Here is an 11517-nt window from a genome sequence, read left to right as displayed (position 1 = left end):
TTTTCAATTAAAAATGATAATCTTACTAATACTCATTAATTCTTTAGTACTATTTGGACTATTATTATTCAGTGCGCTTACCTACCGTAGTCTTCCAACAAGAATACCCACGCATTTTGGATTTAATGGTGATGCTGATGGATTTGGTAACAAACTATTCTATTGGTTACTGCCTATTTTAGGATTAATTTTTTTCGTGATTTTTAGTACACAAATCGCTGATTTAAAATCTTTAAAAATATCTGATGTTTCTTCTATTAGACAAAATTGGAATCTCGATTTAAAATCTTCTTTTGGAATGTTGATTAACACTTTTGTTTTAATTATATTTTTTGAAGTCCAATCTAGCATTTATAAAGTGGCGATGGGACAACAAACAAAAATGTCCAAATCGGTGTGGATCTGGACAATTTTAATTATTATAATTAGTATTTTAATATCTACTTTGACAGATAGTTAAAGACCTTACCAACGCTTTCGATAACGTCTGACGCGAGAAGACTTTCTTTAGACTGTCCTTTAAGCGCTAAATCCGCCGCTTTACCATGTATCCACACGCCAAAAATAGCGGCTTCTTTTGGTGAATATTTTTGTGCTAAAAGAGAAGTTATAATTCCCGTTAAAACATCACCACTTCCTCCTTTTGCCAAACCGGAATTCCCCGTAACATTATAATAAACTTCTCCAGTATGAAGAACTATCTGCGTATGATGATCTTTAAGAACAATATTAAGCTGATGTTTTTTTGCCATTTCTTTTGCCAATTCTAATCTCGCAAAAGAATTAGGTGAAGCCCCAAAAAGGCGATCAAATTCTTTAGGATGCGGCGTCAAAATAGAATCTTTTGGCACCCATGATAGTAAATTAAAATGACTAGAAAACAATGTTAAAGCATCTGCATCTAACAAAATTGGACGGCTATGACCTCTTAAGAAATTCTCGAGTGCTAATCTAGCTGTTTCAGTTCGTCCGAAGCCTGGTCCAATTCCGTACTCGCCATCCTCAATCACATTAATAGCTTCAATCTCGCGGGCACCTGCAAACTCAAACATAGCTTCTGGAACTTGCATAAGGCTCGCAGAATAAGCACATTCTGGCGCACTAATAAAAGTCAAACCTGCACCAACTCTAGCACAAACACGACCAGCCAATAATATAGCTCCTGTTTTACCATAACTACCACCAACTACAACTGCTTTTCCAAAATGTCCTTTGTGGCTAAATTCTGGACGTGCTTTATAAATCCGTTTAACCTCTGCATCATCTGCAACAAAAGAGCTAACAACGACTTCATTAATATATGTTGCACTAAGGTCAACATCTAACACATGAATTCTGCCACAATTAATACCCGTCTCCGAATGAAAAAAGGTCTTCTTATAAAAATGGAAACTAAGTGTATCATTAGCTTTCACATGAATACTACTGTCTTTATCTCCGTCCGGACTAAGCCCAGATGGTAAGTCCAGAGAAACAACGCGATTAGAAAGGTTATTAATTTCGGTGATAACGTTCTCCCAAGGTTGACCAATATTCTTATTAAGACCGATACCAAAAATAGCATCTACAATAACGGTGGAATTACGAATTATACCACGTGTAAAATCACTTGCATCAATAATAGGTACTGTCTCCGGTATACGTTGTAAATTGGTTACAGCATCTTTCGAAAATTTTTTACCGTAATTAACTACGACTTTAACTTTTCTATTATTTTGCGCTAGCAATCGTGCCAACGCTAGACCATCTCCGCCATTATTCCCATTTCCACAAAAAATAATAAAATCATCACTAGGATTAGCATTTTTTAAAAGCCACTGACAACTTTCCGAAGCCGCTTTCTCCATGAGATTAATGGAAAAAATTGGCTTATTTTTTATTGTAAATTGATCACATTCACGCAATTGGTTAACGTTGAGTATTTTCATCATGTAGTTTTTGCTAATTTAATAAAAGCAACGATGCAAATATCGTTCTATTTCTAAAATTTTGCAATAAGTTTATAAAACAAATGATGAAGTTCATAAAACTTTAATATATTTTCATATTTTTGCAGACACATTAAACAAAACACTATGGGATTTTTTAAAGAATTTAAAGAGTTTGCTGTTAAAGGTAACGTGATCGACTTGGCTGTCGGTGTAGTTATCGGTGGAGCATTTGGTAAAATTGTAACTTCGTTAGTTGAAGACCTTATTACCCCTGCTATCCTTAATCCAGCTTTAAAAGCAATAAATGCTGAAAACCTATCACAACTTGTAATTCCTGGAACTGCTATTAAATACGGAAATTTCATTTCTGCAGCAATTTCATTTACAGTGGTGGCTTTCGCTTTATTTGTAATGATCAAAGGTATCAACAAATTGAAAAAACCAGAAGCTGTTGTTGAGGAAGCGCCAGCTGGTCCAACTCAAGAGGAACTTTTGACTCAAATCAGAGATTTATTAAAAGAAAAGAATGCATAATTTCTTTTAACCTAAAACATAAAAACCATCGGACTTCCGATGGTTTTTTATGTTATTAAAATCGATGTTTATTTAGTTTTTAAACATTTTTCTAAAAACTGATCTTGCTCCCAAAGTAGGTGAAGAATATTTTCTTTAGCAACATAACCGTGCGATTCTTTAGGCAACAACACCATTCTAACTGGCGCACCAAGGTTTTTCAATGCTTGAAAATAACGCTCTGTTTGCAGCGTGAAAGTCCCAGGATTGTTATCTGCCTCACCATGAACCAACAGCATTGGTGTTTTCATTTTATTAGCATTCATGAAGGGTGACATCTCATTGTAGATATTCGGGACATCCCAATAGTTACGCTGTTCACTTTGAAAACCGAAAGGCGTCAATGTTCTGTTATAGGCGCCACTTCTCGCAATACCACAAGCGAATAAGTCCGAATGCGTCAATAGATTTGCTGTCATAAAAGCACCATAAGAGTGTCCGCCAACTGCGACTTTTTTTCTATCGATATAACCTAATTTATCCACCGCATCAATTGCTGCTTTTCCATCAGCAACCAATTGCGTGATAAAAGTATCATTAGGTTCTGTTTTGCCTTCACCAATAATCGGGAACGAAGCATCATCCAAAACCGCATAACCTTTAGCCGCCCAATAGATAAATGATCCATAACTTGGGAATGTAAATTCGTTCGGATTTTTAGAGTTTTGTCCTGCTGTTGCTTTATCTTTAAACTCTTCTGGATACGCCCAAATCAACAATGGCAATTTGTCTTTTTTGTTATAACCAGCTGGTAAATAAAGCGTCCCAGTTAAGTCAACGCCGTCATTTCTTTTGTAATGAATTACTTCTTTAGTAACATCTTTAATACTTGCAAAAGGATTCGCAAATTGTGTAACTGACGTTAATTTTCCTGATTTAAAATTTTTGATATAATAATTCGGGTACTCATTTTTTGATTGTTCACGGACAAGAATTTCGTTCTTTTTAATATTAAGAATATCGATTAAATCTTCTTTCTTGTCTTTAACATTAGACGTGTACAACCTTGTCGTTTTCAAAGAATTCCAATCAAAAGAATCAATGAACGGGAATTGTCCTTCTTTTGTAAAACCATCTCCTAAAAGATAAGACTTGTTAGCCTCGACATCGATAACATCACGACCGAACTCATTTCTTTTGGTTTGAAACTCTCCTGGATCGCTGTAAATATCTTGGAAATTACGTTTTGAAATCAATTTCGTATCGCCTGTTGAAGGATTCAAAAATTGAGTTGTGACATTTCGTGTATCATACCAAGAATCACTAACGATAGCATGTTGGTCGTCTCCCCATTGGATACCTGCGAAACGGTCTTTTACTTTCACTAAAGATTTTGGTTCTGTATTAAAAGGCGCTTCCCACGTGAAAACCTCATCTCTGAAATCCACACTTTTCGCTGGATCGCCACCATCCAAAGCTTGAACAAAATATAAAACCGCAGGCTTGTCAGAGCGCCACGTCATATTACGTTTCCCTTCACGCGTTGCAGAAAAGCCTTTTGGCATAATCTCCGTAAGAGGAATTGTATTCACTTTTTTAATTTCGTTGCCAGATTCGTCGTACACAACGCTTGTCATCGGGAATCTAGACAAAGGAACGATGTACGAAAAAGGCTTTTGTAATGTTGTAATATTGACGTATTTCCCATTAGGAGAAAAACTTTGCCCAGCATACATATCTGCTTTTTTGAACAAACTAGAAGTCCCATCAACATTAACTTTATATAATTCTGAAGTTACTAAAGTTTCAAAATTCTTTTCGTCTTGTGGATTTTTAAGAAGGTCTTGATAAGTTCTGTTTTGAGATACTTTTCCGTCACTTGTCGATACCGTTGGACCTGTCGGAAGATTATTTTTATCATCCAAAAGCGCTGGACGATTTGCTAACAATTGATTAACCAATAAGGCTTTAGAATCTCTAAACCACGAATATGGCGATCCCATATTAGCATTCAGATTATCAGAAGTTAATTTTTTTGCACTTGCCGAAGCTAGATCAACGATCCAAAGTTCTACTCCTTTGGCTGTTGTATTAGTAAATGCCAAAGATTTTTCATCTGGTGACAATTGGAAATAAGCCAAACGTGCATTCTGAGGAAGTCCTGTAACTTGGGTTTCAGATTTAGCGCTAACTTTTTTAATTTTTAAGTTGTTAGAGTACGTCATCGTACTCGAAATATTAGTCACAGGATTTATCCTAAGTCCTCCTAACTTCATCTCATCCTGACTAAGATCTTCCAAAGTTTTGTAAGTAGAACGGTATGTCAAAATCACAGTTTCGCGTTTGCTATCCATCATAATGGATGGTGGACGATCGTAATCTGCTAACTTCAAAATCTCTGCGGAAGGTTTTTGGTAGCTGACATTTTCTTGTGCAAAACCAAGTGCAGCAACCGCCAAAAACAATAAGGATAATCTATTCTTCATATAACTATTTATTTCCTTCGAAAATACGAATAATTGATTTTTTAAAAAAATGTATGAGCCAAAGCTTTTTTATCTGTTCTAAAATTTAATTTAATTATTGACAACCTAAACATCAAAGTTTATTAATTTTATTAAAAATTTTAAATTATGAATATCAAGAATTTAATATTAGGTAGTGTTACTCTTAGCGCATTTTTTTCTTGCTCAAGTCTTGTTAAAAATGAAGCTGAAACTGGAAACATTGTAAGAGATTGTACTGGAACCTACATCAGAATTGCAGGAAAAGGTGATTTTTTAGTTTGTAATGATAAACTAATTAAAGATAAAAAAGACGGTGAAAAACTAAATGTCAGCTACGAAATGACCAAAGATTGTAGCGAGCGCGACGGGATTGTCACTTGCATGATGTACCACGAACATAAAGGATTGATCAGAATAACTTCTTTTAAATAAGTTTAAAAACCGCTTCAAACTCCTTTCCAGATGTGCTTTTCTTATTTTGGTATAATACTTGAAACTTCTTTTTTGTAAAACTTAAAATTTAGAATTATGAAAAAGTTAATGACAATGATGATGTTGGTGTTTGGACTAGGATTAGCGTCATCTCAATCGATATATTACGATGCATACAGAAGTAGTATTAATGATGTTAACTGGCAGACTGTTATCGCTGATCTATTGTTATCGAATACGCAAAAAGATCAATTATTCTCCCTTAATAATCGCTATACCGACTACGACTCTTGGAATCGTTATTACGGGACAAATCCAGATAGATGGAGAACCGATCGTTATTCGGAGATTGAAAGAATTTTGGGCGCTGACAATTATGTTAAGTTTAAAAACAAATATTATAAAGGTCAAAATCCGGTAGCTTTCTATAACAGAAATAAAAACAACGAAAAAACCTATAAAGCTTACAAAAAGTATTATAAAAAGCAAGCTAAAAAAGGAAAACATAAAGGCCATTCTAATGGCAAGGGAAAGCACTAGAAATACAAACAGCCACTCGATTATCGAATGGCTGTTTTATTTTTATCTAACTCTAATTCTGAGATTAGGATTCGCAAAGGCACGATCTGGCGCCGTTATTAATATCTCTTCTGCAAGCTTACAAGTGACCTGCGTCCCATTGGAATAACTAACTTCGACACGGTAAGTCCCTGACCCGAAATTACGAATATCAATATCCTTAGCATCGCTAATACTAACATTAGGATTATAGCGCGCATCATTTACCTTATACCATTTATAAGTTGTGTAAAGATTTCCGTAGAAACCATTTGTCGTCAATATATAAGTAGTTGGATCCGCCACATTAACATTGTGTTTTAACCAATCTGGACCAAAACCCGAGAAGGATCCAGGATTATAAGGATCAAACGTGATGTTAGAATTATTCTGGTTAGCGATTGTACTTTGTTCAGCAAAATGAAGTGCTTTTCCAGAAGCGTTAATGTCTTTTAGGTTTCCAAAATTAAACTTTGTCGTTGTTCCTGTAATATTAACATTAGCATGCGTACCAGGAATGCTACTTTGCATAAAAGTGACATCACATGGCGTACCTCCCAATATCAAATTTTCAATAGTTTGAGTTTTTGAAGCATCTAGAGTATAGCTTTTACCAGATGAGAATTCTAGATTTTTAAAATTATTAATTCCCTTTATGCTTCCGCTACCTTTAAAAGTAACAGCATTATAGCTTGTCGTTCCGTTTGTCGAATTAATAGATGCGTTTGCTCTGCTTTCAAAAATTACATTATTGAATTGCTGACCATCATAAGTTGATAAACCATAACTTGCTGTTGTATTTCCGGTAAAAATTAGTTGAGAAGTCCCCGCATTTATCGTAACATAAGGAGAATGCGTATGAAAATATGGAGAACTATTTGGGAGATAAAAGTTGGATGACCCCATCGTTATCGTTCTTGGTTTAGTTCCATAATTAGCATAAAATCGTCCATAAATTGTTACATCATTATTATTAGTGATCCATGTACCTGCCTGATGGTACAACTCATATCCTATTTTGTAATTGTCTAATAAACTTATCGTATTTTCTTCTTCAAAATAAATAGCAGCGCCGTTATTACCAGAGATTACATCATTACTTTTTATAGTCTTGGCATCACCAGTATGACGATAGTACAATCGGTTGATGTTAACAGTTCCCATTCCGTTCTGCCATTCACTAGAGCCATAGATATTGAGGGTTTGAGAGCCGGCTTGCGTTACTGTTGGCGGAACTGCACTTCCAGAGAATGTAATGTTTCTTGTATAGGCAGTATTGTCGAGAACGACCACTTTACTAGCCGTCGTAAATCCAGATCCTTGATTAAAAAAAGTATTGTCTGATGGACCAGGAACGCAATAACCTCCCGCTCCATTGCTGCTCTGCGACCAATGCATTTTATCATTCCAATTACCAGATCCACCAACCCAATAAAGATCTTGACCAGCTGTTGTAGGGAATCGCCATCCAGGATTGTTATTACCATTATCAATGGAATTTTGAGCAATAAATATAGCGCCTCCCGCACCCGATATATCTTGCATGATAACGCCAGATACGTTAATCGTAACATTAGATGCAGCTTCAATTTTCGCCAAGCTACCGGGCGTGCTAGAAGTAATTGTTGACCAGCCACCACATTTCGGCGTTGAAGCACTTAATAAATTAGTTATTGTTTGAGTCGCCCCAGCAGGAAAACTATAGTTTTTAGTTGGAGCCAAAATTAAGTTATAAAAATTATTATTCCCGTTGATTGTTCCATTTCCTTTAAATTCAACTTGATTAAAATAAACTGTCCCTGTTTGTGCAGTTATCGATCCAGCCGTTGACGAATTATCAAAGCTCACATTATAATATCTTTGGTTAGCGCCTGCGATAAGTCCATAACTATTGCTCGTTGTATTAGTGAAATGTATATGTGACGTTCCTGCATTAATCGTGGTTGAGCTTGAGTTTGTTTGAAAATATGGGACCGTATAGGGTAAATAAAAGTTGGAGCTACCCATATTTATTACTTTAGGCTTAGTACCATATATTGCGTAAAATCGTCCATTAATAGTAACTTGATGATTGTTAGTTGTCCATGTTCCTGCTTGATGATAAAGCTCATAATTTGCAATAAAATCGTCTAGCAAACTAATAGAACTTTCTTCTTCAAAATAGATGATTGAGGATAAAGCACCAGTTATTACATTGTTGCTCTTTATCGTTTTTGCTTCTCCTGTATTTCGATAAAATATTTTAGCGACGTTAATATTGATCATACCATTTTGCCATTCGCTAGAGCCATATATGTTAAGTGATTCTTCGTTTGAGCCTATTGTCTTTTGCGTTAGTATAGGAGGAACTTGGCTCCCCGCAAAATTAATATTACGCGTATACGAAGTTTTATCTAATGTAATTGTTTTATCATTGAGCGTAAAGCCTGATCCTCCATCAATAAATGTATTATCGTAAGGTCCCGGAACGCAATAACCACCTGTGCCACCTGAAGTTTTAGACCAGTGCATTCGGTCGTTCCAATTTCCAGATCCACCTACCCAATACAAGTCTTGTCCTACAGCTGGCGGTATCTGCCAGCCATCTGTAACACCATCACCAATCGAGTTATTTGCGATAAAGCTAGCGCCTCCCGATGTCGTAATGTTTTTTAGAATCGTACCTGAAGCAATTATACTAACACCAGAAGCTGCAACTATTTCGGTGGTTGTTGCGTTGCTACTAGAAGATATACTTGTCCATCCTTCGCAAGCGGGGGTATTTGTAGAAAAGAGATTTGTAATAGTTTGTTTTTTATTAGCTTCAATAATATAGTTTTTAGCGGGTGCAAAAATCAAAGTTTTAAAAGTATTGTTTCCGGAAATGTTTCCATTACCTTTAAACTCTACTTGATTAAAATTTGCAGAACCTGTTAAGTTTATATTGGCTTGTTCTTCAAAAGTAACATTGTAAAAATTCTGTCCTTGATAAGCTGTTAATCCATAACTACTAGATGTTACTCTTCCCGTAAAATAGATGTGCGAAGTCCCAGCATTAATTGTTGTAACAGCAGAGTTAGTTTGAAAATATGGGCTAGAAGTTGTTAAATAGATTTTAGAACTTCCAAATTCTATGGTTCTCGGTGTATTTCCTTGGTTCGCGTAGAAACGTCCGTCTATTTTTACTTGATGACTATTCGTGATCCATGTGCCAGCATTATGGTATAATTCATAACCTACCTGATAATCATCCAATAAAGTAATAGACTTTGTTTCCTCAAACAAGATTTTCGTTCCTGTATTACCAGACACTACCGCATTACTTTTTATTGTTTTTGCATTGCCAGTATTACGATAATAGATCATATTGATGTTAATAACACCCATCCCCGCTTGCCATTCGCTAGAGCCATAGATATTTAAGGTTTGACCGCCACTTTGTGTTAAAGTCGGCGTGATGGCGCTACCCGAAAAAATAATATTATGACAATTAGCTGTATTATCAATAGTAACGGTTTTACTAGAGGATGTAAAATTTGATTTAGCGTCAAAAAACACATTATCTGTTGGTCCTGGAATAACAGAAGGCAAAGATGTGCCGCCAGAAGTGGTACGCCAATGGTTAATATCTGACCAATTACCAGATCCGCCAACCCAATAATAATCTGCAGCAAAAATGTGTGTAATGCACAATATTGTAAGAAAACTAAAAATTTTCTTCATAAAAAAACATTTAAATTGAGATGAGAATTTATTTAACCTTGAAAACAATATTCATAAAAGTCTTTTCGGTAGGTTTAGAGTTTGTGATAATCTTATAAGTTAACACACCCTCCGGAGATAAAGCAATACTTGCAGGATCAAAAACTGAATTATCAAAATAAGTAACAAAGTAATCCAACTCAGAGCTTGCAAAAGTTTTTAAAACAGAAGAGGCATTACTTCTTAACGCAGTACGATTCGCTCCCGATACATCACCTACCATCCCAAACTGCTTTTGGTAAATATTATAAAGTTTGACCGTATAAGTATCGCTTAACGGAGTGTAATAGATGTCATCGGTATTACTTGTTGACACATCTAGTAACGACGTTGGCAAAACTATCGATGGCACGTAAAAATACTGAGGCATAGTTGACATTTGTGTTGGCATCATCGTTTTAACAACACCGTTAGCGTCTGCAACTAAAAGCGCATTACTTGCTGTTCCTTCCTGTAAACCTTCAAGACGTAGCGGATCGCTACTGGATTTAACATGTAAAGCCTTGTTTGGCGCATCCGTTCCGATACCGACATTATCTTTAAAATATGAACTTCCTCCGTTTGAGTAAATAGACCATTTATTTGTTCCCGTAGAAATATTATCGATGTACAAACCAAAGTGGTTGACGGTATTAGAAACTGTAGAGGTGATACGCTCACCGTAGGTGTTAGTTACAGGATTAGTTGTTACGTTATTGACAATTCTATGACCATAAAGATCTTGGATTTGTCCAGTACTTTTATCGTCTAATGATGTTTCAGAAAGCGTTGCTGACACGTTATCTATGGCGGACGAAGTTGCTTTCGCAAAATTATACACAAAATTATGCGATCCGATGACTTCCGTTATTTTCCCAGTCCCTCTTGGAGACGCAAAATTGTATGCGCCTTTTAAGAAGAGTACTTCCTCATCAGAAAAAGAAGTTGCCTGCGAATATGTTCCGAAAATACGTCTAGCTTTGGACGATTTTCGCAAGATACCATTAGAGACTAATCCCGACAAGAATCCTACTTCACCTTGTCCCATGTGGTCGGCGACACTATATTGCGTGTATAGATATTGGAAATTTCTAGTATTGTCAGGAGCTGATTGTAATAAGTCGTATTGATGAAAATATCGACCCGTTGAGTTAGAATTGTCATCTTTGTCGACAACTGTAACTTCTTTTCGTAGAGATTCTGGTAGATTAGGATTGTTTGTTACAAAATCGCTCGACTTCATCTTTCTTAAAAAATAGTCGTTTCCATTGGTGCTATTCATTGAGATGTCGGTAGAAAGATCACTAGAACTAGACTTATAGAATACATCATCTATATCTACAATTTTATGTCCGTTTTGACTATATCTTTCAGTTTCCTTTCCAAGAGGATAGATCAAAGCAATGTCTTTATCATCATTTTGTCTTACCCAGATATTATTTATCGATGAACCTGTCGCATACTTTTGCCAGATCACACCATCAAAATAATAGTAACCTTCCGTTGTTACATTACTTGTTTTAGGACTAGTCTCAGTTGCCACCAATCCAGTAGTCACGTATACAATACTTGCTTTTTGTTCAACTGTGTAAGCAGCATCTTTTGCTTTTAGTTGTACACCTGTTAACCGAGGAGCGATTATACCATCGATTTTTGTTAAACTATCAGGATTTCCTGTTACATCAAAGGTGGCTTTGGGAGAAGTAGTATTAATCCCTACTTGTGCATTTAACTGCATTACAGCACTTAATAAAATAAAACTCGTAAAGTTTCTTTTCATATTTGTTTATTATTATCAATTCAGCAAAATTATATAATAAACTAAATAATATATTTAAAAATAATATGATATATTT

General features: G+C 35.6%; 8 protein-coding genes. 4 read left to right on the top strand and 4 right to left on the bottom strand.

Annotation, left to right across the window (positions count from 1 at the left end):
• Positions 1–13: 13 nt before the first annotated feature.
• Positions 14–460 (top strand): DUF1648 domain-containing protein, encoded by a 447-nt coding sequence (locus B5X62_RS04980; protein ID WP_079666296.1) that lies wholly within the window; start codon positions 14–16, stop codon positions 458–460.
• On the opposite strand, the gene B5X62_RS04975 is transcribed toward B5X62_RS04980, so the two are convergent.
• Positions 441–1931 (bottom strand): NAD(P)H-hydrate dehydratase, encoded by a 1491-nt coding sequence (locus tag B5X62_RS04975; RefSeq protein WP_079666295.1) that lies wholly within the window; start codon positions 1929–1931, stop codon positions 441–443. The genes B5X62_RS04980 and B5X62_RS04975 overlap by 20 nt on opposite strands.
• 144 nt (positions 1932–2075) lie before the next feature.
• Between B5X62_RS04975 and mscL the strand changes: the two genes are divergently transcribed.
• Positions 2076–2465, top strand: a complete 390-nt coding sequence (gene mscL, locus B5X62_RS04970) for a large conductance mechanosensitive channel protein MscL (protein WP_079666294.1) — start codon at positions 2076–2078, stop codon at positions 2463–2465.
• Between the two features lie 68 nt (positions 2466–2533).
• Here the strand turns inward: mscL and B5X62_RS04965 are convergent, their stop codons facing one another.
• A complete protein-coding gene (locus B5X62_RS04965) occupies positions 2534–4930 on the bottom strand; it encodes an alpha/beta hydrolase family protein (protein ID WP_079666293.1) in 2397 nt (798 codons plus the stop codon).
• 147 nt (positions 4931–5077) lie between these two features.
• Between B5X62_RS04965 and B5X62_RS04960 the strand changes: the two genes are divergently transcribed.
• Both B5X62_RS04960 and B5X62_RS04955 read left to right on the top strand, forming a co-directional pair.
• Positions 5078–5383, top strand: a complete 306-nt coding sequence (locus tag B5X62_RS04960; protein WP_079666292.1) for a hypothetical protein — start codon at positions 5078–5080, stop codon at positions 5381–5383.
• 96 nt (positions 5384–5479) lie between these two features.
• The gene (locus B5X62_RS04955; RefSeq protein WP_079666291.1) at positions 5480–5923 is read left to right on the top strand and encodes a hypothetical protein; all 444 of its coding nucleotides are present in this window, start codon (positions 5480–5482) and stop codon (positions 5921–5923) included.
• Positions 5924–5965: 42 nt separating this feature from the next.
• Here the strand turns inward: B5X62_RS04955 and B5X62_RS04950 are convergent, their stop codons facing one another.
• Together B5X62_RS04950 and B5X62_RS04945 are read right to left on the bottom strand one after the other, a co-directional pair.
• A complete protein-coding gene (locus B5X62_RS04950) occupies positions 5966–9643 on the bottom strand; it encodes a hypothetical protein (protein WP_079666290.1) in 3678 nt (1225 codons plus the stop codon).
• A gap of 28 nt (positions 9644–9671) precedes the next feature.
• Complete coding sequence (locus tag B5X62_RS04945; protein WP_079666289.1) at positions 9672–11441, bottom strand: hypothetical protein; 1770 nt, start codon at positions 11439–11441, stop codon at positions 9672–9674.
• Positions 11442–11517 lie beyond the last annotated feature (76 nt).

It is taken from the genome of Soonwooa buanensis, assembly GCF_900167905.1.
In the GTDB taxonomy this organism is placed as follows: Bacteria; Bacteroidota; Bacteroidia; order Flavobacteriales; family Weeksellaceae; genus Soonwooa; species Soonwooa buanensis.
This window is presented reverse-complemented; position numbering and strand designations above follow the sequence as displayed.

Excerpts from the sequence above, each read along its gene's own strand:
- B5X62_RS04980 (WP_079666296.1), top strand. The coding sequence starts at position 14 with ATGATAATCTTACTAATACTCATTAATTCTTTAGTACTATTTGGACTA.
- B5X62_RS04975 (WP_079666295.1), bottom strand. The coding sequence starts at position 1,931 with ATGATGAAAATACTCAACGTTAACCAATTGCGTGAATGTGATCAATTT.
- mscL (WP_079666294.1), top strand. The coding sequence starts at position 2,076 with ATGGGATTTTTTAAAGAATTTAAAGAGTTTGCTGTTAAAGGTAACGTG.
- B5X62_RS04965 (WP_079666293.1), bottom strand. The coding sequence starts at position 4,930 with ATGAAGAATAGATTATCCTTATTGTTTTTGGCGGTTGCTGCACTTGGT.
- B5X62_RS04960 (WP_079666292.1), top strand. The coding sequence starts at position 5,078 with ATGAATATCAAGAATTTAATATTAGGTAGTGTTACTCTTAGCGCATTT.
- B5X62_RS04955 (WP_079666291.1), top strand. The coding sequence starts at position 5,480 with ATGAAAAAGTTAATGACAATGATGATGTTGGTGTTTGGACTAGGATTA.
- B5X62_RS04950 (WP_079666290.1), bottom strand. The coding sequence starts at position 9,643 with ATGAAGAAAATTTTTAGTTTTCTTACAATATTGTGCATTACACACATT.
- B5X62_RS04945 (WP_079666289.1), bottom strand. The coding sequence starts at position 11,441 with ATGAAAAGAAACTTTACGAGTTTTATTTTATTAAGTGCTGTAATGCAG.